Origin of the sequence: Bacillus sp. LK2 (assembly GCF_001043575.1) — a bacterium.
In the GTDB taxonomy this organism is placed as follows: domain Bacteria; phylum Bacillota; class Bacilli; order Bacillales; family Bacillaceae_G; genus Bacillus_A; species Bacillus_A paramycoides.
The window spans coordinates 245,730-270,977 of sequence record NZ_LDUK01000001.1 but is presented as its reverse complement, the minus strand read 5'-3'; the positions used below and the strand labels follow the sequence as shown (position 1 = coordinate 270,977).

General features: G+C 36.1%; 23 protein-coding genes and 2 pseudogenes. 18 read left to right on the top strand and 7 right to left on the bottom strand.

The window, feature by feature from the left end; translation table 11 throughout:
• Positions 1–936 (top strand): ferrochelatase, encoded by a 936-nt coding sequence (gene hemH, locus VK90_RS01360; RefSeq protein ID WP_048369810.1) that lies wholly within the window; start codon positions 1–3, stop codon positions 934–936.
• Positions 937–961: 25 nt separating this feature from the next.
• Complete coding sequence (gene hemY / locus VK90_RS01355; RefSeq protein ID WP_048369808.1) at positions 962–2,383, top strand: protoporphyrinogen oxidase; 1,422 nt, start codon at positions 962–964, stop codon at positions 2,381–2,383.
• Between the two features lie 64 nt (positions 2,384–2,447).
• On the opposite strand, the gene VK90_RS01350 is transcribed toward hemY, so the two are convergent.
• Positions 2,448–3,797, bottom strand: a complete 1,350-nt coding sequence (locus VK90_RS01350; RefSeq protein WP_048369805.1) for a DUF4026 domain-containing protein — start codon at positions 3,795–3,797, stop codon at positions 2,448–2,450.
• Positions 3,798–4,040: 243 nt separating this feature from the next.
• On the opposite strand from VK90_RS01350, the gene VK90_RS01345 reads away from it, so the two are divergent.
• Together VK90_RS01345 and VK90_RS01340 are read left to right on the top strand one after the other, a co-directional pair.
• Positions 4,041–6,407: a DUF6359 domain-containing protein gene (locus VK90_RS01345; protein ID WP_048369803.1), complete on the top strand. Its 2,367-nt coding sequence runs from the start codon at positions 4,041–4,043 to the stop codon at positions 6,405–6,407.
• A gap of 165 nt (positions 6,408–6,572) precedes the next feature.
• The gene (locus VK90_RS01340) at positions 6,573–6,872 is read left to right on the top strand and encodes a hypothetical protein (protein ID WP_002170728.1); all 300 of its coding nucleotides are present in this window, start codon (positions 6,573–6,575) and stop codon (positions 6,870–6,872) included.
• Between the two features lie 74 nt (positions 6,873–6,946).
• Here the strand turns inward: VK90_RS01340 and VK90_RS01335 are convergent, their stop codons facing one another.
• A complete protein-coding gene (locus tag VK90_RS01335; RefSeq protein ID WP_048369801.1) occupies positions 6,947–7,795 on the bottom strand; it encodes a hypothetical protein in 849 nt (282 codons plus the stop codon).
• Between the two features lie 482 nt (positions 7,796–8,277).
• Here VK90_RS01335 and VK90_RS01330 point away from each other — a divergent pair, with 482 nt between their 5' ends.
• Together VK90_RS01330 and VK90_RS01325 are read left to right on the top strand one after the other, a co-directional pair.
• Complete coding sequence (locus VK90_RS01330) at positions 8,278–8,850, top strand: TetR/AcrR family transcriptional regulator (protein WP_002170730.1); 573 nt, start codon at positions 8,278–8,280, stop codon at positions 8,848–8,850.
• A gap of 216 nt (positions 8,851–9,066) precedes the next feature.
• On the top strand, positions 9,067–11,712 hold the full coding sequence (locus VK90_RS01325; protein WP_048369799.1) for a YhgE/Pip domain-containing protein: 2,646 nt from the start codon (positions 9,067–9,069) through the stop codon (positions 11,710–11,712).
• A gap of 39 nt (positions 11,713–11,751) precedes the next feature.
• On the opposite strand, the gene VK90_RS01320 is transcribed toward VK90_RS01325, so the two are convergent.
• Together VK90_RS01320 and VK90_RS01315 are read right to left on the bottom strand one after the other, a co-directional pair.
• Positions 11,752–12,474 carry a hypothetical protein gene (locus VK90_RS01320; protein WP_048369797.1) on the bottom strand — a complete coding sequence of 241 codons (723 nt, stop codon included), beginning with the start codon at positions 12,472–12,474 and terminating at the stop codon, positions 11,752–11,754.
• Positions 12,475–12,745: 271 nt separating this feature from the next.
• On the bottom strand, positions 12,746–13,099 hold the full coding sequence (locus VK90_RS01315; protein ID WP_048370055.1) for a PH domain-containing protein: 354 nt from the start codon (positions 13,097–13,099) through the stop codon (positions 12,746–12,748).
• A gap of 242 nt (positions 13,100–13,341) precedes the next feature.
• On the opposite strand from VK90_RS01315, the gene VK90_RS01310 reads away from it, so the two are divergent.
• From VK90_RS01310 to VK90_RS29720, 3 genes and pseudogenes are all read left to right on the top strand, one after another.
• Positions 13,342–13,551: a hypothetical protein gene (locus VK90_RS01310; RefSeq protein WP_048369796.1), complete on the top strand. Its 210-nt coding sequence runs from the start codon at positions 13,342–13,344 to the stop codon at positions 13,549–13,551.
• Positions 13,552–13,590: 39 nt separating this feature from the next.
• A complete protein-coding gene (locus VK90_RS01305; protein ID WP_025148724.1) occupies positions 13,591–13,893 on the top strand; it encodes a DUF2087 domain-containing protein in 303 nt (100 codons plus the stop codon).
• A gap of 9 nt (positions 13,894–13,902) precedes the next feature.
• Positions 13,903–14,031, top strand: a pseudogene (locus tag VK90_RS29720) (YIP1 family protein); the annotation flags it as partial.
• Positions 14,032–14,108: 77 nt separating this feature from the next.
• On the opposite strand, the gene VK90_RS01300 reads toward VK90_RS29720, so the two are convergent.
• Together VK90_RS01300 and VK90_RS01295 are read right to left on the bottom strand one after the other, a co-directional pair.
• Entirely contained in the window at positions 14,109–14,612 is a 504-nt protein-coding gene (locus tag VK90_RS01300) for a DinB family protein (RefSeq protein WP_048369792.1), read from the bottom strand.
• Positions 14,613–14,704: 92 nt separating this feature from the next.
• Entirely contained in the window at positions 14,705–15,646 is a 942-nt protein-coding gene (locus tag VK90_RS01295; protein ID WP_048369789.1) for a helix-turn-helix transcriptional regulator, read from the bottom strand.
• 195 nt (positions 15,647–15,841) lie between these two features.
• On the opposite strand from VK90_RS01295, the gene VK90_RS01290 reads away from it, so the two are divergent.
• Positions 15,842–16,855: a LacI family DNA-binding transcriptional regulator gene (locus VK90_RS01290; protein ID WP_048369787.1), complete on the top strand. Its 1,014-nt coding sequence runs from the start codon at positions 15,842–15,844 to the stop codon at positions 16,853–16,855.
• A gap of 39 nt (positions 16,856–16,894) precedes the next feature.
• Here the strand turns inward: VK90_RS01290 and yhfH are convergent, their stop codons facing one another.
• Positions 16,895–17,023, bottom strand: a complete 129-nt coding sequence (gene yhfH / locus VK90_RS27465; RefSeq protein ID WP_000567010.1) for a protein YhfH — start codon at positions 17,021–17,023, stop codon at positions 16,895–16,897.
• 203 nt (positions 17,024–17,226) lie between these two features.
• Between yhfH and VK90_RS01285 the strand changes: the two genes are divergently transcribed.
• The 8 genes and pseudogenes from VK90_RS01285 (at position 17,227) to VK90_RS01255 (ending at position 25,185) form a co-directional block, all read left to right on the top strand.
• Complete coding sequence (locus tag VK90_RS01285; protein WP_048369785.1) at positions 17,227–17,961, top strand: MBL fold metallo-hydrolase; 735 nt, start codon at positions 17,227–17,229, stop codon at positions 17,959–17,961.
• Between the two features lie 9 nt (positions 17,962–17,970).
• A complete protein-coding gene (locus tag VK90_RS01280) occupies positions 17,971–18,960 on the top strand; it encodes a lipoate--protein ligase (protein WP_048369783.1) in 990 nt (329 codons plus the stop codon).
• Positions 18,961–19,303: 343 nt separating this feature from the next.
• The gene (locus tag VK90_RS01275; protein WP_048369781.1) at positions 19,304–20,836 is read left to right on the top strand and encodes a fatty acid--CoA ligase family protein; all 1,533 of its coding nucleotides are present in this window, start codon (positions 19,304–19,306) and stop codon (positions 20,834–20,836) included.
• A gap of 88 nt (positions 20,837–20,924) precedes the next feature.
• Positions 20,925–21,089 (top strand): annotated as a pseudogene (locus VK90_RS27865) (S-layer homology domain-containing protein); the annotation flags it as partial.
• Positions 21,090–21,322: 233 nt separating this feature from the next.
• On the top strand, positions 21,323–22,378 hold the full coding sequence (locus VK90_RS01270) for a sulfate ABC transporter substrate-binding protein (RefSeq protein WP_048369779.1): 1,056 nt from the start codon (positions 21,323–21,325) through the stop codon (positions 22,376–22,378).
• Between the two features lie 21 nt (positions 22,379–22,399).
• Entirely contained in the window at positions 22,400–23,230 is an 831-nt protein-coding gene (gene cysT / locus VK90_RS01265) for a sulfate ABC transporter permease subunit CysT (RefSeq protein WP_082147729.1), read from the top strand.
• A gap of 11 nt (positions 23,231–23,241) precedes the next feature.
• Positions 23,242–24,099, top strand: coding sequence for a sulfate ABC transporter permease subunit CysW (cysW, locus tag VK90_RS01260; RefSeq protein ID WP_048369777.1), 858 nt, complete (start codon positions 23,242–23,244; stop codon positions 24,097–24,099).
• Between the two features lie 12 nt (positions 24,100–24,111).
• The gene (locus tag VK90_RS01255) at positions 24,112–25,185 is read left to right on the top strand and encodes a sulfate/molybdate ABC transporter ATP-binding protein (protein WP_048369775.1); all 1,074 of its coding nucleotides are present in this window, start codon (positions 24,112–24,114) and stop codon (positions 25,183–25,185) included.
• Positions 25,186–25,248 lie beyond the last annotated feature (63 nt).

Sequence of the window (25,248 nt, the reverse complement as noted above, 5' to 3'; positions counted from 1 at the left end):
ATGAAAAAGAAAATTGGTTTGCTTGTAATGGCATACGGAACGCCATATAAAGAAGAAGATATTGAGCGTTACTATACACATATTCGTAGAGGAAGAAAGCCAAGTCCTGAAATGCTAGAAGATTTAACAGAGCGTTACCGTGCAATTGGTGGTATTTCTCCTTTAGCTACTATTACATTAGAGCAAGCTAAGAAGTTAGAGACGCGTTTAAATGAAGTGCAGGATGAAGTGGAATTCCATATGTATCTTGGTTTGAAACATATTGAGCCGTTCATTGAAGATGCAGTACAAGCTATGCATAATGATGGAATAGAAGATGCAATCGCATTAGTTCTTGCGCCTCACTATTCTACCTTTAGCGTGAAATCGTATGTAGGACGAGCGCAAGAAGAAGCAGAAAAACTTGGAAACTTAACAATTCACGGCATTGATAGCTGGTATAAAGAACCGAAGTTCATTCAGTATTGGGTCGATGCAGTGAAAGGTATATATAACGGTATGTCAGAAGCAGAACGTGAAAAAGCAGTATTAATCGTATCTGCACATAGCTTACCAGAAAAGATTATCGCACTCGGCGATCCATATCCAGATCAATTAAATGAAACAGCTGACTATATTGCACGTGGTGCAGAAATAGCAAATTATGCAGTGGGATGGCAAAGTGCCGGAAATACACCAGACCCTTGGATTGGTCCAGATGTACAAGATTTAACGAGAGAACTAAATGAAAAGTACGGCTACAATTCATTCGTATATGCACCAGTTGGATTTGTTGCTGAACATCTAGAAGTTTTATATGACAATGACTTCGAGTGTAAAGTTGTAACAGACGAAATTGGCGCGAAATATTATCGTCCAGAAATGCCAAACGCATCAGCAGCATTTATTGATTGCTTAACAGATGTTGTATTAAAGAAAAAAGAAGAAGTATTGTAATACTAAAAGGGAAGGGGAAACTATTTTGAGGAAAAAAGTTGTGATCGTCGGCGGTGGCATTACAGGCCTATCGACAGCGTATTACTTACAAAAAGAAATTCGCGAAAAAAACTTGCCGTTCGATACATTGCTTATAGAAGCGTCGGGTAAACTTGGCGGGAAAATTCAAACCGTTCGAAAAGATGGATTTACAATTGAACGTGGACCGGATTCTTTCTTAGCGAGAAAAGAGAGCGCAGCTAGGTTAACGAAAGAATTAGGACTAGGCAATGAACTTGTAAATAATGCGACCGGTCAATCGTTCGTTCTCGTAAACAATCGGTTACATAAAATGCCGAGCGGATCAATGATGGGAATTCCAACGCAAATTACTCCGTTTCTATTTTCCGGATTGTTCTCCCCAATTGGTAAATTAAGAGCTGGTTTTGACTTATTAATGCCTAGATCAAAACCAGTTTCTGATCAATCACTCGGGCAATTTTTCAGACACCGTCTAGGAAATGAAGTGGTTGAAAATTTAATTGAGCCATTATTATCTGGTATTTATGCAGGGGATATTGATGAAATGAGTTTAATGTCAACATTCCCTCAAATTTATCAAATTGAACAGGAGCACCGTAGTATTTCACTCGGTATGCGTACGCTCGCTCCGAAAGAAGAGAAGGCTGAGCTGAAAAAAGGAATCTTCCAAACTGTAAAAACCGGTTTAGAATCTTTAGTAGAATCTCTTGAAGTGAAGATTCATGAAGGTACGATAATGAAGGGAACGCGTATTGAGAAAGTTGCAAAACTTGGTGATGGCTATACGATTACTCTTAGTAACGGAAAAGAAATGGAAGCAGATGCGATTATAGTCGCAGCTCCGCATAAAGTATTGCCGTCTATGTTTGCGCAGTACAAGCAGTTTCGTTTCTTCCGTAACATTCCGTCTACATCAGTTGCGAATGTGGCATTAGCCTTTCCAAAGTCTGCAATTCAGCGTGATATTAACGGAACGGGATTTGTCGTATCACGTAATAGTGACTTCTCCATTACAGCGTGTACGTGGACTCATAAAAAGTGGCCGCATACAACGCCAGAAGGAAAAGCACTCCTTCGCTGTTACGTCGGACGCCCTGGTGATGAAGCGATCGTCGAACAAACGGATGAGGAAATTGTGCAGCTCGTATTAGAGGACTTACAAAAGACGATGGATATTACAGCAGATCCAGAATTCACAATTGTGAGCCGCTGGAAAGAAGCGATGCCTCAGTATACAGTAGGCCATAAAGAGCGAATGAAAAAGCTCACAACATTTATGGAGAAAGAATTACCAGGTGTATACTTAGCCGGAAGTTCTTACGCTGGTTCTGGTCTTCCTGCGTGTATTAATCAAGGAGAATTAGCGGCAAAGCATGTATTATCTCATTTGGAGAAAGTAATGGAGACTGAATTAGTCGCACAGTGAAATATTTCAAACAAAACGCCTTCAATTATATTGAAGGCGTTTTGTTTATTGAATAAAATACCTGTTAGCCAATAAACATATATAAGTTATTTGGTTTTATAACTGCATCTTCAGCATATATAACCCACTCAGTTAAATTTTCAAAATCTAAATGATAAGAATTACCTTCGTTCATATCTTCAATAAAATACGGTTCATTAATGAGTATTCCTTGAATCATATCTTCCGTAATGTCTTGCATGTCAAACCACATATGTTCACTTTTTCCCTCTTCGTAGGAGACACCAAACTTAGCGAGAAAACGAAAATCTTCATTCGATTGCTCAATGTAAAAAATGTTGCTGAAATACCCGAAAGTATTTTTCGCATTATAAGCCATACGATCCGTTTCACTATTTGTTTTATAGAACATGAGTCCTGTAGCTTCCTCGTGTTCTTTGAAAAAGCTTTCGATATATTCTTCGGTAGTATTACATTTAAACAAGAGAACAGATGGAGATTGATGGTATTCATCTCGGTCATCCATCCCACCGAGAAATACGTTTTGTGCATCGATTGGCTGTAGCTTCACTTCTTCATCCTCAATTGAAGATAATTGATCCATACTCGTTTTATGTCCAATGTAAGATAAACCTTTTTCCCACGGAACGGCTACTGTATGTATGGAACCTTGCTGACTATGTGCGATAACGATAGGCTCATTCATTGGGACTTGGCCATTCTCAACGGCATTATTAGCAAATGTTTGAAAAAGATCGCCAATGCCGTAGTAGGAAGAAATACGATTTGGAATAATTAATTCTATTTCTGTTACGCCTGCTCTTAAAAGGCCGTGTGTATGAAACCAATATTGCGTAGGCTCGCCTTCTGTATCGTCTTCATAAACAGAATGAATAACGTATAAGTCAGGAATGTCAGGCAATAATTCATTCTCAACGTGATATTCAATATAGTTTCTAGATATGACCTTCATGGCTGCACTAGAATCGATTACAAATAACAAGTCCGGTGCAAGGTGCCATAAAAATTGCAACTGATGGAAAAAACAGCTGAGTACATCGTCTACAAATAGTGTACGTGTGAAAATCTCAGTGCCAAAAGCAGCATCTTCAAAAGTACGATCTACGATTGTGGAATCTTGTCTATTGTACATTTTATATTCTTCTGGATCATCCGTTTCATCTATGTGTAGCTCATATGGTATGACTTTTTCATTCAGATGTAACTCTACAATAAGGCTTGTCTCATCACTATAGACAATTTTTAACTCATCAACTTTAGTAGAGATAGTTTCTAGCCGTTGTTTTAACTGATCAATTGTAATTCTAGTTGGTATAACAGCAATCATATCTGAAAAATGACGTTCTAATGTTCCATTCATAGCTGCGCGGTATGTTTCGGTTTGTGCTTGCATCCAATCACTCCTATTCAAATGAATCCATTTTACATGCCAATGAACTTTCGATATTTTCTGTTTTTTATCTCTTTAATATTATAAATCGCATTCGTAGAAGGTGTAAAATTATTATTTTGTATTATAGTTTGATAACTTGTAAATTAAATAAATTTTTTGTAAAACTTGTCGAAATATCATTCTATATAACGAATCATTTGTTATGATAGAAATGCTGAGAAAATATGAATTAAGGAGAGGAAAATGGCTGTGAAGAAACTCTTAAGTGTCTTTTTATCATTGATACTATTGCTTTCATTTACTGGAACTTTAGCGCAAGCAGAAGAAAATACTTCTATGTCGGTAGAAAAAGCAATTCAAGTATTTAAGCAGCAAGGGAAAACGAAGGGGATAGTGGAAGGATATATTGTCGGATATACGCAAAGTCCTTCTAAATACACCAAGGATCCGGCTAAGTTTGACGACACAAATGTGGCAATTGCCGATTCGCCAAACGAAACGAATCCAGACAAGATAATGCCTGTTCAATTGCCAAAAGGCGATGTGAGATCGGCAGTAAATGTGAAAGATCACCCTGAAAATATCGGGAAGAAAGTTCAATTAACAGGGACTCTTGAATTATATTTTAGTAGTCCAGGTTTAAAATCAGTAACAGCTTATAAGTTTCAAGGGGAAGAACAAAACCGTGTTAGCGATGTAGTGGCTTCACCAAACGGCGGGGAAGTTGCAAAAGGAACAGCGGTAACATTAACAACGAATACAGAAGGAGCAACAATCTACTATACGTTAGATGGAGCTAATCCTACAAATAAAAGTGTTCGTTATAACGGACAAATTATAGTGAATGAAAATAGTGTAGTGAAAGCAATCGCAGAAAAAGAAGGGCTTACTTCTTCAGCGGTTTCGACATTTTCGTTTATTATCGTAAAAAATGAACCAGTTCGTATTCATGATATTCAAGGGAAATCACATATTTCTCCTTATAACGGGAAGAAAGTAAACAATGTGGAAGGCGTTGTCACAGCGCTTGATAAAAATGGCTTTTATATAGAAGATAATCAACCGGATAATGACCCAGCTACGTCAGAAGGTATTTATGTATACAAAAAAGATGCAAATGTAGCGGTAGGAGATCTTATTCAAGTTGATGGAGTAGTAGAAGAATATGTTGGACCTGGATATGCAGAGCGATTTGAAACAGATTTAACGACGAAAGAAATTAAGGCGAGTCGTATTTCAGTACTTGCAAATAATCAAGAACTACCAGCACCGATTGTACTAGGGGAAAATGGTGTGAAAATCCCTGATCAAATTATTGATAATGATGGATTTGGTTTATTTGATCCGAATGAAGATGCGATTGATTTTTATGAGAGTTTAGAAGGTATGCGCGTTACGATGCCAACACCAAAAATTATCGCTCCTCAGAAAAATGGTAACTTATACGTAACGGTTAAAAATGGTGGCAATAAGGTGGCAACACAATTTGGTACACCACTTTTAGATGAAGACCAATTAAATCCAGAACGTCTTTCTGTAAAGGTACCTCGTGATTATGTAGCGAAAGCAGGTGATACTTTCACTGGAGATATAACAGGAGTAGTAGGATATGACTACGGTTCATACCGCATTTCGCCAGTAACGGAATTACCATCTGTAACGGACGGTGGATTTAAGCAAGTAGGGGCAAATATTCAGCCACGTCTTGATAAGTTAACAGTTGCTACATATAATATTGAAAACTTCTCAGCGAATAAAAAAGAAACATCAGATGAGAAAGTAAAAGCGTTAGCTTATTCTATTAAATACAATTTAAAAATGCCAGATATTATCGGTGTAGAGGAAATGCAAGATAATAATGGAACAATAAATGACGGTACAACAGATGCTTCTTTAAGTGCAAAACGTATCATTGATGCCGTATTAGAAATTCGTGGACCGAAGTATGAGTATGTAGAAGTTGCGCCGAAAGACAATCAAGACGGAGGAGCACCTGGAGCGAACATTCGCGTCGGTTTCTTCTATAACCCATCACGTGTAAAATTAGCGACAGTACCGAAGTTATTAGATAAAAACGTAGTTCGCATCGGAGACGAAAATGCATTATTTGAAAGTACACGTAAACCATTAGCGGCAGAATTTACGTTCCAAGGACAAAACATCGTTGTAGTTGCAAATCACTTAAATTCAAAATTAGGAGATGCAACGCCATTTGGAAAAGTACAGCCGCTCGTATTAAAGAGTGAAGAGAAACGAGTACAATTAGCACAAGAAGTGAATCGTTTTGTAAAAGGTATTCAAGAAAAGAACACGAATGCGCCAGTTGTTGTTCTAGGTGATATGAATGATTTCGAATTCTCAAAACCACTAAAGGAACTGCAAGGAACGATATTAAAAGATATGTTAAACACAGTGCCGAAAGAGAACCGCTACACGTACATTCATGAGGGGAACGCACAAGTGCTAGATCATATTTTAGTAACGAATAATATTGCACCGCACACAATTATAGACCCTGTACACTTAAATTCAAACATTATGAAAGAACATGGACGTGTAAGTGACCACGATCCAGTACTTGCTCAAATTGATTTGAAGAAGGCTTCTTAAAGTGAGAGAACGCTTAGGTATCTAAGCGTTCTTTATTTTGTGGAAAGAGGCCCGAGCAATAGTATATAACTAATTTTTAGGATTATATATAGAAAATCCTTTTTTTGTAATTTTTATGATAAAATTGATTGAATATTTAATTTTCGTGAGAGGAGGGGACAAAAGATGTTAGCTCGATTAAATGGGAGATTAATGAATCAGCTTGGTATTTTTTTCAGTCTTGTTGTACTGTTTCAGTTTGTAGCAGATATAACAGGGCTTATGCAACATTTAGATACGTTGTATTTTGCAATAAACAACGCAATTTCTTATATAACCTTTGGTTTGGCAGTTATCTTTACTGTATTAGGCGCTAAAGAGGAATTAAGTAAATACGCAATTATTTTATTATGTTTAGTAGTAGGTGTTAGAGCAATTTATTATGCAGCTATTGTTATTTTGTGGAGTTTGGCTGGTACACCTTAAAAGTGCAGTATCGCATTTAGCTTTTTTAAAATAATAAAACCTAATTTCCTATGTAACATAAGGAAACTAGGTTTTTATAATGGCTGAAACGCCTTTCTACATCGATCTCGCCTTTGAAGTCTTCTCATATACCTTTTTTTGTCCCGTTGTAAACCTTTTATATACATGAATAAGCCGATAAGGAAGAAAAATGCACATTGCATAATTAAAATGTACGGTGACATTCCCTGTAATGGTTGTTTCGGATCATACAAATGAATAGGTGCTCCGCCAATTGTAGGGAATATTGTATTTATTAGGACGTAAGGAATGGAAGTAACTGCAAATGGAAACAGAATTGCCATGTAATCTTTTTGTGACCATGTGGACGCTGCTAAACCTAAGAGGGCCATTAAACCAGCGAATAAAAAATTAATCCCAATATATATAGAAATATAAGTAAGGGGAGAAGAATAATATAACTCTGCGAACATCCCGTTGTCGTTTATCATGCCAGTACCGGTGGCTGGTTTTCCATTTGGAATTGTTAATTTGCAAAATAATAAAGAAAGAATGAATGGTAAAGTATAAAGAAATCCCCCACAGAAAAATGTAGCGATATACTTTGTAAAGGAATACGAGAAGATGGAAACGTCCTTACTTATAAAAGCTTTGAAACCATCGGATTTATCGGAATTATAACTTGTACTAAATGGTAAACTTGCAATAACTGGCATTAATAATAAATAAACATCCATTTCATTATCCCTAAATCCAATCCATTTAACAGCTGTTGTTATCGACCCATTCGCTACGTCTCCTAAATAACGAATAACATAATAATAATGATAAATAGAAATAAGAGCTAATCCACTAAACATAATAATTAAAGAAACACGATTACCAAAAGCTTGCTTTATATTTAAACGAAGCGCACGCACCATGACTGAAAAAGCCTCCACTATTTTTATAAATATGTCTATGTTCTATATTACTATTAATTGTAAAGATTTTCTTGTTTTTTTATTTGATTATTAGAAAAAGAGAAATTTATGTGCTGTTAAGTAAGGTTTCACTGTAGAAGAGGATTGTCAGAGTGAAAGGAAAAGAGAGGGCATATTGAATTCTAGTTTAGACAAACTAGAAAAAGCACTATTCGATCATATACATAAAGAAGAGTTAGAGAGAATTAGGCTTTCTATGTTGAAATAGTAAAACGGTGATGTTGAGATTTATATCTTAAGATCACCTTTTCTTTTTCTCTTTTCTTCTGATACACTATGACAGTATTATATAAATTGACTGGAATTTTTTCATACTGGGAATAACTAAAAAAGAGAACTTGTATAGAATGTAAGCGTGTGGTAATATCAAATATGTACCGGTTGACTATATTATCCAATTGGTCATTTTTGGAGGTGACGATGTGGCTATAGATCGAAAACGTTCTATTATTGAAGCTGCAACAAAGTCTTTTTCAGCATTCGGTTATAAGGCGACGACGATGGATCAAGTTGCGAAGTTAGCGAATGTAGGAAAAGGAACAATTTATACTTTTTTCAAAAATAAAGAAGAACTATTTGGCGAAATTATTTCTAATTTAATTACAGAAATGAAGCAAGTTGCAAAAGACGCAATTCGTTCAGATATTTCATTTTTTGAAAATGTACATAAGGCATTATATAGCATTTTAGAATTTAGAAAAGAACATCAGCTCATGATTAAACTCATTCAAGAAGAGCGTGATATGGGAACGAAAGAAGTACAAGAAGTGATGCAACAAGTAGATGTGGAAATCGTTTCTGTCATTCAATCTTATTTAGAGATTGCGATTGAAAAAGGTGAAATTAGCAAATGTGATCCAGAAATTACAGCATTTATTATGCTTCGCTTATACGTATCCCTTATTTTTGATTGGGAAAAGAATCATGAACCGTTAGAAAAAGAAAAAATCGCAGAATTATTTGAACTTTATTTACTAAAAGGATTGTCAAATTAAGATAATCCTTTTAATATTATAAAAAATGACCAATTGAACAAATTGGTCATATGTTTAATTTAGGGGGGATAATAGAAAATTTACTATTATATTGAGAAAAAGTTGCATAGTAATAAATTCGGGGATAAGGCATATGTATGAACAGAATATAGCCTTTTTGTTTGTGTAAAAATGACCGAAATGAGATTTTGGTCATTTTGAAAAGGGGGAGAAATTATGAGAGGGTATAAGTTGCTTAGTAAAGAATTTGCAGAGATTATAAAAAGTAAAAAAATATTAATCCCAATTATTGCGGTTTTATTTGTGCCGATTTTATATGCGGGTATGTTTTTATGGGCTTTTTGGGATCCGTATGAACAGTTAGGAGATTTACCGGTCGCGGTAGTCAATTTAGATAAAGGTGCAGTATTTGATGGGAAACCAATTGAAGTTGGGAAAGGGCTCGTTGATAACTTAAAAGATAATAAAAGTTTTAAATGGGAATTTGTAAGTGAAAAAGAAGCGAAAGAAGGAATGGAAAACAGGAAGTATTACATGTTAGTACGTATTCCTGATAACTTCTCTAGCAATGCTACAACGTTATTAAAGGACGATCCGAAACCATTAAACTTAGAATATATTCCAAATGAAAGTTTAAACTTCTTATCTTCACAAATTGGCGGGACAGCAATCGAAAAAATTAAAGGTGAAGTATCAAGTACGTTAACGAAAACATATGCAGAGAAAATGTTTGATTCCATAAAAGATGTTTCAAAAGGATTAGCAGATGGAGCGGAGGGAGCAAATAAATTACATGACGGAGCTAGTGAATTGCATGACGGTTCAAGTAAAGTGACGGATGGACTCTATACACTTCAAGGGAAATCAGGGGAGATGAAGGATGGAGTTGGAAGGTTAGTAGATGGATCTAATAAATTAATAGATGGGTCTGGAAAAGTAACAGCAGGTTTAAATACGTTAAATAGCAAAACGGGTGAGATGCAGACAGGTATAGGGAAATTAATAGATGGATCTGGAAAAGTAACAGCAGGTTTAAATACGTTAAATAGCAAAACAGGTGAGATGCAAAAAGGAATTGGCGAATTGCGAAATGGATCTGAGCAAGTAACCAACGGTTTGAATACATTGGTAAGTAAATCAGGTGAATTAAAAACGGGAACAACTGAACTATCAAATGGTATGGAAAAACTTGTTGGGGGACAAAGTCAATTAGAGAGAGGGTCCCAAGAGATTCAAAAGGGTTTGCAGGAGTTAAATAATAAAGTACAAAATTCTGTTGCAGGTCTAGAGGAAATGCAGTCGAAAGTTCCTTCTATATTAAATACAGTAAATCAGAAAATAGATGGAGCTGGAGAAAATGTAAATCAGTTAAATGAACTCACTCAATCCACAGCAGGGGATGCAAAAAATGCGGCACAAGATGTAGCTAATTTGCAAAAGCAAATTGAGAGTTTACCAAAAGAATATCAAGAGCAGTTACAACCATTTATAACAAGTGCGGCAAAAAGTACAGCGACAGTGCAACAGAAAGCCATTGGAGTAGCAGGTGGAACAAATAAATTAAATGAAGAAGTAAAACAATTAAAAGGTGAAATACATCAAACGACAAGTGGAATGCAAAATAAACTACCGAATCCAAAAGAGTTTAAAACTTTAACGGGTGGTATTGAGAAATTAAAGGATGCACAAAACGAATTTGTTAGTAAGTTTCATGGATTTGGTGAAGGGTTAAGTGATGCTAAAGTAGGTGTAGATAGGTTAAAGAATGGCTCAAGTCAATTAATTGATGGAGTAACTCAATTACAAAGTGGATCTGGAAAAGTAACAGCAGGATTAGGTCAATTATCTGTAGGAGCAAATCAACTGTCAGGTGGAGTAACTCAATTAGCAGAAGGCTCAAGCCAAGTAACAGGCGGTTTAGGAACGTTATCTGTAGGAGCAAACCAAATGTCAGGTGGAGTAACTCAATTAGCAGAAGGCTCAAATCAAGTGACAACTGGCTTAGGCACTCTAAATGGTGGTCTAAATACAATGTCAACTGGTTCAACCCAACTAATCGACGGAGTAAATAAACTAGCTGACGGATCAGGAAAAGTGACAGATGGACTCGTAAAAGTAAACGATGGATCTAGTGAACTTGCTGAGAAACTTGGTGAAGGCGCAGAAAAAACAGGTGAAGTAAAAGGAACAGATAAAACGTATGATATGTTTGCAAGCCCAGTAAAAGTGAAGACGGAGAAAATGGCGGAAGTTCCAAACTACGGAACTGGATTTACACCGTATTTCTTATCGCTCGGTTTATTCGTTGGGGCACTTTTATTATCTATCGTATACCCATTACGTGATACAGTAGGCGTTCCAAAATCAGGGTTTAGCTGGTTTATTAGTAAGTTTGGAGTTTTATTATCAGTAGGGATTATTCAAGCAATAGTAGCAGATTTCATATTATTGTTCGGATTAGGTGTAGAAGTACAAAGTATTCCATACTTCATACTCTTTAGTATTGTTACGAGTTTAGGGTTTATTTCATTAATTCAATGTTTAGTAACAGCGTTTGGTGACGCAGGGCGTTTCATCGCTATCTTAACATTAATTATGCAGCTTACAACAAGTGCTGGAACATTCCCGCTAGAATTAATTCCGAAGTTTTTACAACACTTTAATGCCTGGTTACCGATGACATACTCTGTATCAGGCTTTAAAGCAGTAGTATCGAGCGGAGATTTTAACTTCATGTGGCAAAATATAGGGATATTAATGATCTTTATCGTTTTATTATCACTCGGTACAATCGCTTCGTTAACTTGGATGCATAAACGACAATTTAGAAATATTGCTGAAAATCAATCGGTTGAAGCTTAAATAAGGAAAATAAAAAAAGGCACCGAAATGGTGCCTTTTTTATTTGTCTTGTTTTATTGGTTGAGAAAGTTCATTTGTTTTTCTATTTTTACGGAACAAGTATATAACAATACTTATAAGAATAATTGTAGCTACAATCCAAATAAATGGGCCATATCTTTCAGCAAAAGTATATAGTTTCATGTTGCTGGCAATGTCCTCTTTTGTTTTTCCTATTAGAATTTCAGAGCCACTATAACCTTCAAGTGTATCTCCTTTTTTTATACCAAAAATAAGAGTGTCTGATTTGTTTTCTATTCCTGTGTATCGGTATCCTTTACCTTTAATTGTTAATTGAGTATCATCTTTTTTTAGTGTGTAGTCTTCGGCGGAAATATCTTTGCCTGACAGTGTAATTGGTTCCATTGAGAAGCGGATTTCTTTTAATGCAGGAAGAGCTTCATTGTTTAGTAAGAGCTGCTTTGCAATATGCTGCTCGGTATCAATGTTTTTCCAATTTGCCTTTCGCCGTTTATATGTATTAATTTCAAGAAGTGCGAATTCTTTATTTTGAAGTTTTTCCTCTGTAATAGGTTGTGTAGTAGTTAATGTTCCTTTTAATAAAATCACACCGTCTTTTGCAGATTGAAAGGAAGAGACTTCCTTCGTTTCTTTTAATGTATTGATAGCACCTCTATAATCTTCTTTTCCTAACAAAACAGCTCCCGTATGTACAGTTAAAATAAGATATAGGATGCTTAATACTATAATAGCTTTTTTCACTATTTCCCCTCCAAAATATGTATAAGTTAATCATAACATAATTTTCCATATGAAATTTTTCAATTTGAATAATAGGTTACAGACATAAGAGTGATAAGTAAATTAAGAGAAGTGTGGATGAGAGGAGTAAAAATGAAAAAGAAATACAGTTGTAAGAAAGGTGAACTGTACTTCTCTTTTAGCTGAAAAGTATTTTATCCCGTAAAAGCCCGATTGGTGTGGGTTAATAATCAGTGGGGATGAATGAACCCCCACCGATTAAAGTTTCACTTTATTGAATTCTTTTTCTCTGTATTACATTTAAAAACTCTTCAATATTCGAGCTTAAAATTTGTCCCACCATTATATATTCGTCTTCATAGTAAAATATTAGTTTTTTATCAAATAATGTTTTTTTCGTCTCTATGGATAGGATTTTTTTATATTCAAATTCCGCAATCAATGCATTTTTACAATATTTGAATGATTGTCCATAAAAAATAACCCTCCTATTAGTGGCAAGTAACAATCCGGAACGAGGGACATTATGCGTAATAATATAGCCAGTAAGTGAACATCTTAAAGTGGATAAAATGTTTTCTTCATGATGTAATAGTTGTTTTGCATCCTCTAAAATTTGATTCATTGCATATAATCCTTTTTTATTTAAAATACAATCTATATGGATATTATTATAGCAAGAAAGACCATACACCAAATATGCAACATTGCATATTTGGTGTATGGTCTTTTGAATATTACTCAACATTGTTATTACTTTCCAAAGAATATCTTTTCCTTAATTTTACTATATTTTATGTGTAGACTAAACGAAAGAAAGGAATCACAACAATTTGAATAGAATCATATTACAGGTGAGTTGATAGTATGAGACAAAAATCTCACTTCTATTTCATCATATATCCGCTAGTCTGCTTCTTAGTTTATACACTATCTCCGATCTTGTTTCATAAAAAAGAATATACAAGTATGAAAGATATATTTGGAATGCTTGCATTCTACTATGTGTTAATTAGTGGATATTACCTTATTGATATTTTAAGTGAAAGAATAAAGAAAAACGGTAAAGAAAAATAGTAAAGTTTTATTATATAAAAACTGATGGAGGGTAACAAAATGACCGAAAGCGAAATGAAATTTCGAGATACGACCATTCGTAACTTTTTTGATAAAGAGGATCGTTTAAAATCGATTCCAGGTCAAAAAAAGAAAAAGTTAGTGTTATTAGAGCATTTAGTTAGCAAATTAAATACAGAGAATCAATATACAGAGAAAGAAATGAATACATTCATTAAACAATATCATGAAGATTTTTGTACAATTAGACGAGAGTTTATCGTGCATGGGTTTATGGATCGCGAGGATAATATGTATCGTGTAAATGAGAGAGAAGTGTGGACGAAGTGGGAAGAGTTATAAATGTAATGAGGAATAGGTTTAAAAACGATAACTAATTTAAATAAAGACAAACTTATTCTTCTTATTCTTGTACTTTTCGTTTTCACTAGCTTATTAGCGAGCATGGCTGGATTGATGCAGGAAATATCTAAACTGTAAAGATATGTGAGAAGTATAACTATACGCTTATATGAAAAAGGTGGTTTGGGTATGGACAAACCACCTTTTATGATTCTTTACACTAAAACTTTTGTCTCCAATCTTTCTTTCTGACGAAGATGATGTGCAAAATGCATAGAAATAAGCTGGAACCATTCTGCCGCATTTAAGTAACCAAGCCCGGGGTGCTCTACTTTACAATCATTTGGAATAGAAGTAAGTGTTGGCTCAATGTTTTTAACAACTGTAATTAATTCCAGAAAACGTTCTTGTACTTCCTCTTTGTTAGGTGGATTTTCGGGTGTATATCCCGGATGATCTGGTAATTTTATTTGTATGTCAGGGAAAGCACCCATTATATATACTTTTTCACCCATATCCGTTTTTTTGTTAGTTACAGATGGCGTTTCAGTTTTACATTTCGCGATTGCATCTAACTGCATATATGTAGCCGAAAGCAAATGATTATACATTTGACCAAGAGACCATTCTTCTGTAGAAGGTTTCATTCTAAATTGTTCGAGAGAGTACTTTTCTAATTCCCCTATGTAATACGTCGCTAAATCCTCAAATTTGTTCATATTGTTAGCTCCTTTTTATGAAAATGTATTTGTTGATACTTACTATAAAGGGGGGATACTGACAACATTATGTCAGTAGTGAAATAAAAAAATTAAAGTTTTAACATCTTTTTTGCTTCATCACGTATTTTTTCAGAAAGAATTTTTGGCTCTAGTACTTGCACTTGGCTCCCCCAGCTTAATACCCATTGAAAGACTTCATCTATATTTCTTGATTTCAAAAAGACATGAAAACTATTATCTTGATGTTCGTATGAATCTATAAAAAAGTACCGTGATTCAATAATTTTATGTGCAATATGGGGTGGGAATAATAAATGAATCGTAACAGTTCGATTGTTTTCAGGTTGATAGTCTTGTAAGGAAAAATCTTCAGTTTTTGTAAAGAAGGCTTGTTCTTGTTGCAATTCATCCATTCGATCTAAACGAAAATTACGTATTTGTTTTCGAAGTAAACAATGAGCAACGATGTACCAAATTCCTGAAATGTTGACTAAGCCATAAGGGTGAACAGTTCGTTTTATTTTCGTAGTTTCACGCGGCTTAAGATACGAAAAAGAGATAGCTTGCTCTTTCTGAATAGATTCTTGCAATAAGAAAAGTAGGTTTTCTAGTTTTTCTCGCTCAGGTTGCTGATGTGAAAATATAGGAGAAAGGAAACGGAAAGCTCCTCTCAGCTCTTCAATTTTCTTTTGTTGATCAGTAGGGAGGACAACCTCAAGTTTTTCTTTTGCTGATTGCGCATGTACAGAAAAAGAAGAAGTGAAAGTTTTCTCAATATAATCACCGCCTAATAAAAGAGTAACGGCTTCTTCGGGCGTAAGCTGAATGGGTGGTAAGAAATAACCATCCATTAAGGAATAACCGTGACCAGGCATTGAAAAAATGGGAACGCCGGATTCACTGAGTGCGTTCATATCTCGATAAATTGTTCTTTTACTTGTTTCAAATTTTTCGGCTAAGCTATGTGCAGTAACAGTTTGTCTTCTTTGTAATTCAATTAATATAGCTAATAAACGATCCGTCCGATTCATGAAATATCATCCTTTATTTTATAAATATTCGTACTGTGAAATTCTAAAAGTAGTATATATCTTTCTGTAATTAACAGACTTTTTCCTATGTATAATATTAATATAGTAAAATCATAAGAACCTGTATTGCAGTTTCCAATAATATACTATATAATCAGGATAAGAAAACGTTTTCATGCAAAGGGGGAAAATTTCGTGTCGACTATCGAGGACGTGGCGAAATTAGCGGGGTTATCAAGGACAACGGTTTCTAGGGTGATTAATAATCATCCATATGTTTCAGATGAGAAGAAAAAAAGGGTTCAATTAGCGATGAAGCATTTAGGCTTCGTTCCTAATTCTGCGGCGAGAAGGCTTCGTAAACAAAAAACAGAAACAATTGCGGTGCTTGTTCCAAGGATTACAAATCCTTTTTTTAGTAGATTTATTGAAGCAATCGAGATTGCTGCTTCTGAACATAAATATAAACTGATTATTTGTCAAACAAGATATTTACCGGAAAAAGAGATGGAGTATTTACAATTATTATCTACGAAACAAGTAGATGGGATTATTCTATGTTCACTAGAAAATCCGTGGGAGGATGTAGAGCCATACTTACAACACGGTCCAATCGTGTTATGTAATGAATATATTGAGGAAGCAAACGTTCCAACAGTGAAATTTGATCATGCGCAAGGAGCATACATAGCTGCCAATCATGTGTTAGAACAAGGATATCGTAATCTTATTTTTTGCCGTGGCAACGAAACGAAAGTAGTGAGCCAACAGCGAAAAATGGGCTTTTTACGCGCTATTACTGAAAAGAGTAGAGAAGTGGAAGCAATCGATTTTCTTGAAAACGCTTTCTCTTGGGATGATGGAAAAAGAATATTCCATGAAGTATTAAAGGACAAAAAAAATCCTACCGCGATTTTGGCAGGAGGCGACGAGGTTGCAGCTGGAATTATCTCAGAGGCGAAACGCCATAACTGGAGCATTCCAGAGGATCTCGCTGTTATCGGTTTTGATAATCAAATTTTATCACAGATTACAGAGCCAGGTATTACGACAATTGAACAGCCAATTGATGAAATGGCCCGAAAAGTTGTCGACTTAATGATGGATAAAATCCATACGAAAAATTATCGAAAAAAAGAATTGTATGAGTTTGAACTGGAGCTCTTGGTGAAAGGTTCAACGATGAAGGAAAAGATGTTATTAGCCTAGTAGACTATGTCTGCTAGGTTTTTTTATGTTCACAAACTACTATTCTTCGTGAACGCAATCGTCACATTTGTTATGGTATGCTTCGTGTTGCTCATCAATTTCCTTCCCGCAATGAGCACAAGTTTTCGTCGGTAAATTTCTGAAAAACTCCATTGGTTGATCGATCATGTCAATCCCTCCATTTCCATTTCTTACTATCATTGTATTAGTACAAAAAATAAAAGTCAATAACTGTTTTATAACAAAATTGAAAATTAATGAAAAAGTTTAGGAAATGGATTATAGTTAACAATGTAGGATGTAAGTAAAAAACTTTCTCAAGTACGGAGAAAAACTGCATTGCTACTCGGTTTTAGAAAGGATGGATACATATGAAAATGACTGTTGTCGGCTTTTGGGGCGGCTTCCCAGAAGCGGGAGAAGCAACGTCGGGGTATTTGTTTGAACACGATGGTTTTCGTTTACTTGTAGACTGTGGTAGTGGTGTACTAGCACAGCTTCAAAAATATATAACACCATCTGATATAGATGCAGTTGTACTGTCGCACTATCATCACGATCATGTTGCAGACATTGGGGTGTTGCAATATGCGAGATTAATTACGAGTGCAACGAAAGGACAATTACCGGAATTACCAATTTACGGTCATCTATTTGATGAGAATGGATTTAATTCTTTAACGTATGCACCGCATACGAAAGGAATCGCATACAATCCAGAAGAAACACTTCAAATTGGACCATTCTCCATTTCATTCTTAAAAACTGTTCATCCTGTTACATGTTTTGCGATGCGTATTACGGCTGGCGATGATGTCGTTGTATACAGCGCTGATTCAAGTTATATTCCTGAATTTATTCCGTTCACAAAAGATGCTGATCTTTTCATTTGTGAGTGTAATATGTATGCGCATCAAGAAGCTGCGAAAGCAGGGCATATGAATAGTACAGAAGTAGGAAGTATTGCAAAAGATGCGAATGTAAAAGAACTTTTATTAACGCACTTGCCGCATACTGGCAATCCATCTGATTTAGTAACAGAAGCAAAACAAATTTTCAGTGACCACACTACGCTTGCGCATAGTGGTTACGTTTGGAATTCATGAGGTGATACGATGTTATTTATTGATAATAAAGGGATTACAGATCCTACTATAAATTTAGCTATTGAAGAATATTGTGTGAAGAATTTAGATATTAACGAAACATATTTACTGTTCTATATTAACGAACCTTCCATTATCATTGGTAAAAATCAAAATACGGTGGAAGAAATTAATGCTGATTACGTAAAAGAAAAAGGCATTCACGTCGTTCGTCGTCTATCAGGCGGGGGTGCAGTATATCACGATTTAGGAAACTTAAACTTCAGCTTTATTACGAAAGATGATGGAGATAGTTTCAGCAACTTCAAAAAATTCACAGAGCCTGTAACGAAAGCACTTGGTAAATTAGGTGTAAATGCAGAGCTAAGTGGTCGTAATGACATTTTAGCTGAAGGTAGAAAAATTTCAGGTAACGCACAGTTTTCAACGAAAGGTCGTATGTTTAGTCACGGTACGTTACTATTTGACTCTGAAATCGATCACGTCGTATCAGCGTTAAAAGTAAAAATGGATAAGATTCAATCAAAAGGAATTAAATCAATCCGTAGCCGCGTTGCGAATATTACAGAGTTCTTAAACGAAAAAATGACGACAGAAGAGTTTAGACAACTTCTTCTAGAAACGATCTTCGAAGGTGAAACAAAAATTCCAACGTACGAATTAACAGAAGCTGATTGGAAAGAAATCCATAAAATTTCTGAAGAGCGCTACCGCAATTGGGATTGGAACTACGGAAAATCTCCAAAGTTCAACTTACAACATTCACACCGCTTCCCAGTTGGACAAGTTGACGTTCGTCTTGAAGTGAAAAAAGGAACGGTAACAGAATGTAAAATTTACGGCGATTTCTTTGGCTCACTAGATGTTCATGATATTGAAGAGCGTTTAACAGGCGTACAATTTGATAAAGACGCATTCACTGCAGCTTTAGAAGGTGTAGATATCGCGCGCTATTTCGGTAATATAACAACAGAAGATTTCTTACATTTATTCTTCTAAACAGAAGAGGCTGTCATAAAAGACAGCCTCTTTCTTTTTGTATAGATTGTCGTCTTTTGTCGGTAAATCGATATATTTAAGAAATCGCTGATAAAAATTGAGTTACGGTCGATATATCTGAAAAAGCGAGTGCATATTATCCTAAAATGATTTCAGCAATAGCTTAACTATATGCTTGCACCCTTTTCTTGTATAGATAATTCCCTTATCCTTCCAAAGTGTTCTGGGAAAAGTAGTCATTGTATATTCAGTTAATGGAATATCACTTGCTACTTTAATTTTCTTTTAATATAATTAATTTAGAATTTTTAAATATTCTAAATTTTATAAAGGTGGGATTTATGTGAATCTCGTTCAATCTTTGGCTGAAACGGCAAAAAAGAAGGGGGATAAACCGGCTTATATATTTATGGATCAGTCGGTCTCGTATGACCAATTAAACAAAATGGTCAAGAGGTTTTCTAGCAATTTAGCAAAAATGGGCATTGGAAAAGGGGACAATGTCGCATTAGCTGTCGGCAATTCGCCACATTTTTTAGTAGGCTTATACGGAACGATGAAAGCTGGCGCAACTGTCATTCCGATTAATCCAATTTATACAGCAGATGAAATGCATTATATTTTACAAAATGGAGATGTAAAAACAATCATCGTACTCGACGTCCTTCTACCTGTTATACAATCTCTTACAACAAGACTTCCTTCACTTGAAAATATCATCATATGCGAAACCTCATCAGATTTTACTCATACAGAAACGGAAAAAATGAAAACGTTTACTAGATTTATAGGAACTGGAGATTTAACTTACGAAGGCCCTCAACTAGATGAAGAAGATGTTGCCGTTATTTTATACACTTCAGGTACAACAGGAAAGCCAAAAGGTGCTATGTTAACGCATAAAAATTTATATAGTAACGCTAACGATGTTGCGTCATATTTACAATATACTGCGGATGATCGCATCGTTGCGGCACTGCCGATGTTCCATGTGTTCTGTTTAACTGTTGCGGTAAATGCGCCAATTGTGAACGGTGCGACCATTTTAATGTTACCAAAGTTTAGTCCGAAAGAAGTATTTCGCATTTGTCGTACGTATGGGCCGACGATTTTTGCGGGTGTACCGACAATGTATAATTACTTATTTTTATTTGAAGAAGCAAGTGCAGAAGATGTGAAGACGCTTCGTCTTTGTATTTCAGGTGGTGCATCTATGCCTGTTGCGCTTCTGAAAAACTTTGAAAAACGTTTTAACGTTATCGTTTCAGAAGGATACGGTTTATCAGAAGCATCACCTGTTACTTGTTTTAACCCGTTAGATCGTCCTCGTAAACCAGGATCAATTGGTACAAATATTTGGCATGTAGAAAATAAAATTGTGAATGAACTTGGTGAAGAAGTACCTGTCGGTGAAGTTGGTGAGTTAATTGTTCGCGGGCCTAACGTTATGAAGGGATATTATAATGCACCAGAAGATACAGCGGCGACACTTAGAGACGGCTGGCTTTATACAGGGGACTTAGCGAAAATGGATGAAGAAGGTTACTTCTATATTGTTGATCGTAAAAAAGATATCGTCCTCGTTGGCGGTTATAACGTATATCCTCGTGAGGTTGAGGAAGTGTTATATGGCCATGATTCGGTAGCTGAAGTTGTCGTAATCGGTGTTCCGGATGAGAACTTAGGAGAAGCAGTGCGAGCTTACGTCGTTCTGAAACAAACTAACGTAACAGAAGAGGAACTTATGCATTACTGTACGTTACATTTAGCGAAATATAAAGTACCAAAGAGTATTGAATTTTTAACAGAGCTGCCGAAGAATACAACTGGTAAGTTGTTAAGAAGAGCTTTGAGAGAGAAAGCATTGCAAGTATAAAAATAAAGATATCCATCTCTATGACTGTATGTTATAGAGATGGATATCTTTTTGTTTTTTAGAATTGGCTAAGCTATAAGTTCGTATAAAAGAGTTTGCTGATTTAAAAGATCATTGGGGCACGAAGTATACGAATATTTTAATCCAAGAAAATATTTCAGTTGGAACAGATAATGGATGGGCTCCAGATAAATCGGTAAGACGCGCAGAAGCAGCTCAATCTATTGCGAAGACAGATAAGTTAAAGAAATAAATCGAAACTAAAATCAGTGGGACGCCATTCCCGCTGATTTTTAGCGTGTATGGCGTTTCTTATATAATAATTTTAAATTCCGAGTTGACACATGTGAATTGCGGAATTAAAATGAAAAGAAATCAAACAGAATACAATAGAAGCTAATCAGAGAAACTGAAGGCGCACAACGTTCACTTTTGTGAATGGATTGTGTGCCTTTTTCTATTGTACAAACTAAGGGGGCTTTATATATGAAACAGTGGAGTAAGGCATCATTAATGAAAAGTACAGGTGTTTTATTATCAGCATTTGTCCTTTTGTCGGGGTGTGGATCGGCAACATCCACTAACAATTCTGAAGGAAGTGCAGATAAGAAGACAGTTGAACTTTTAAATGTTTCATATGATCCAACGCGTGAGTTATATCAAGATTTCAATAAAGACTTTGCGAAGTATTGGAAAGAGAAACATGGGCAAACAGTGAATGTAAAACAATCACACGGCGGATCTGGAAGCCAGGCGCGTTCTGTTATTGACGGGTTAGAAGCAGATGTTGTAACGCTAGCACTCGCTTATGATATTGACGCAATTAGTAAGAAAAAACAGTTAGCAGAAGATTGGCAGAAGAGACTGGCCGATAATTCAACTCCTTACACATCGACAATTGTATTTCTCGTTCGAAAAGGAAATCCAAAAGGGATTAAAGATTGGGATGATTTAACGAAAAAAGGTGTGTCTGTCATTACACCGAATCCAAAAACATCTGGAGGAGCACGCTGGAACTATTTGGGGGCGTGGGGATATGCGCTGAAGAAGTATAACAATAGTGAAGATAAAGCGAAAGAGTTTGTCGGTCAAATTTATAAAAACGTAGAAGTACTTGATTCTGGTGCGCGCGGGGCAACGACAACTTTCGTTGAAAAAGGAATTGGTGATGTGTTAATTGCTTGGGAAAATGAAGCATTATTATCACAAAAAGAGCTTGGAAAAGATAAATTCGAAATTGTAACGCCTTCGATTAGTATACTTGCAGAACCACCAGTAGCTGTTGTAGATAAAGTAGTTGATAAAAAAGGAACGAAAAAAGTAGCTGAGGGGTATCTTGAATATTTGTATTCAGAAAAAGGGCAAGAAATTGCAGCGAAAAACTTTTATCGCCCTCGTAATGAAAAAGTAGCGGAAAAGTACGCATCACAATTTCCGAAAGTTCAATTATTTACAGTAGATGAACTATTTGGAGGCTGGAAAAAAGCGCAAGAAAAGCATTTTAATGATGGAGGCGTATTCGACCAAATTTATAAAAAATAAGGGGGGATGAGGTGAAGGATTGTGAGGAAGAAGAAGCGTGTTTTACCGGGGTTTGGATTATCTCTTGGATTTACAATGTTATATATGAGTTTATTCGTACTTATACCACTTTCTATCGTATTTATTCAAACTTCACAGCTAGGCTGGAAGAAGTTCGCACAAGTTATAACGAGTGAACGCGTGTTGCATTCCTATCAAGTGAGTTTAACGACTTCACTTGTAGCGGCGGTTGTAAATGCTATTTTCGGTTTATTAATTGCATGGGTGCTCGTTCGCTACACCTTTCCAGGGAAACGATTATTAGACGGACTAATTGATTTACCATTCGCTCTTCCGACTGCTGTGGCTGGTATTACACTGACGACGCTTTATGCGGAAAATGGTTGGATCGGAAAAATATTTAGTGTGTTTCATATAAAAATAGCTTTTACACCGCTCGGAATTATTGTTGCACTTACGTTTATCGGCTTACCATTTGTCGTCCGAATGGTGCAACCAGTGCTGCAAAGTATTGATAAAGAAGTAGAAGAAGCAGCTTCTAGTTTAGGAGCCTCACGCCTTCAAATATTTGTGAAAATCATTTTACCAGAAATATTCCCAGCTCTCCTTGCTGGTTTTTCACTCGCTTTTGCGCGGGCGTTAGGGGAATATGGATCTGTCGTTTTCATCGCTGGTAATATGCCGATGAAAACAGAAATCGCACCACTTATGATTATGACGAAACTAGAACAATATGATTACGCCGGAGCAACAGCCGTAGCGGCTGTTATGCTTATTATTTCTCTCCTTTTTCTTCTCCTTATTAATATGCTTCAAAATTGGAGTAGAAGGCATGAACTGAGAAATGAATAGGAGGGGAGAAAATGGAACCAACATTACTAGAGAAGAAAATAGTAAAAAGCATATCGGCTAAAAAAGAATCTAAATTTGTACCAATTTTATTAATTACGATAACAATTTTATTTTTATCTCTCTTTCTACTACTACCGCTCGTGACAATTTTTATGAAAGCTTTTGAACGGGGAATAGATGTATACATTGCTGCCGTAACAGATCCAGAAGCATTTTCGGCGATTCGATTAACGCTTCTCGTTGCTTTAATCGTTGTACCGCTTAATACGATATTCGGAATAGCAGCAGCATGGCTTATTACGAAGTTTCAATTTAAAGGAAAGCAGTTATTATTATCTCTTATTGAACTGCCGTTTGCAGTGTCACCAGTTATCGCAGGGTTAGTGTTCGTTTTACTTTTCACACCGAGAGCCGCATTTGGCGGATGGCTATTGGAACATGGTGTGAAACTTATTTTCTCTGTCCCAGGCATTATCATTGCAACGATATTCGTAACGTTCCCGTTCGTTGCACGTGAATTAATCCCGGTTATGCAAGCACAAGGGAAAAGTGAAGAAGAGGCAGCTCTGTCACTTGGTGCAAGCGGATGGAAAATGTTTTGGCGTGTTACGCTTCCGAATATAAAATGGGGTCTTTTATACGGCATGATTTTATGTAATGCCCGCGCCATTGGTGAGTTCGGAGCTGTTTCCGTTGTGTCTGGTCACGTACGCGGTGTTACAAATACGATGCCGCTTCATATTGAAATCTTATACAATGAATATCAATTTTCAGCTGCATTCGCTGTGGCAACTTTAATGTCATTCATCGCAGTTCTTACGCTCGTTATAAAAAACTGGATCGAATGGCGAATGGAAAAACGACAATAAGGGGGGATTGCGATGAGTATTCAAATTCACGGCGTATCAAAACAATATGGTACATTTCAAGCGTTAAAAGACATCCGTTTAGATATTCCAAAAGGAGAACTTGTTGCCTTATTAGGCCCGTCAGGTTCTGGAAAAACGACGTTATTACGAATTATTGCAGGGCTAGAAGAAGCGGATGGAGGCTCTATTTCATTTGATGGGGAAGATTTAACAGACATTCACGTGAAAAACCGGCAAGTCGGTTTCGTCTTCCAGCACTATGCGCTTTTTAAACATATGAATGTGTTTGAAAATGTCGCTTTCGGTTTAAAAGTAAGGAAGAAAAGTGTAAGGCCTTCAGCAGAAGCAATAGAAGAAAAGGTAACAGAATTATTAAAGCTTGTAAAAATGGATGGCTTTGCAAAACGTTACCCAGCGCAATTATCTGGCGGACAACGCCAACGTATTGCATTAGCCCGGGCACTTGCAGTAGAACCGAAAATTTTATTGCTAGATGAACCGTTTGGTGCACTTGATGCGAAAGTACGGAAAGAATTACGAAGATGGCTCCGGAAATTACATGACGAATTTCAAATTACGAGCGTATTCGTAACGCATGATCAGGAGGAAGCATTAGACGTTGCAGACCGCATCGTTGTGATGAATGAAGGACGAATTGAACAAATGGGAACGCCAGAAGCAGTGTATGAAAATCCAGCAAGCCCGTTTGTATATGACTTTTTAGGAAACGTAAACTTATTTCATGGCCGTGTTCATAAAGGAAAACTAGATTTAGGCTCTGTAGAACTAGAAGCACCAGAGCATACACACGTTTCTAACGTAGACGGAGTAGCGTATGTAAGGCCACATCATTTATCGATTTCTCGTACGGAGCAAAGTGTAGAGGCAATCCCGGCGAAAGTAACATACTCACATGCAGTTGGCCCTGTCGTATATGTAGAATTAAAACGAGAGGGAACAGAGGAATATTTAGAAGCAGAAATTAGTAAAGAACAGTTTAGACAATTGAACATTCAAGCTGGTGAGTCTGTATACGTACAGCCGAAAGAAGTGAAGGTGTTTATTCCGGAGGATTTTGTGATTTAGGAGAGTAGTATTGTAAATAAACTTAAAATGAATTAATAATAAAAAACGATAATAGTAGGTCGT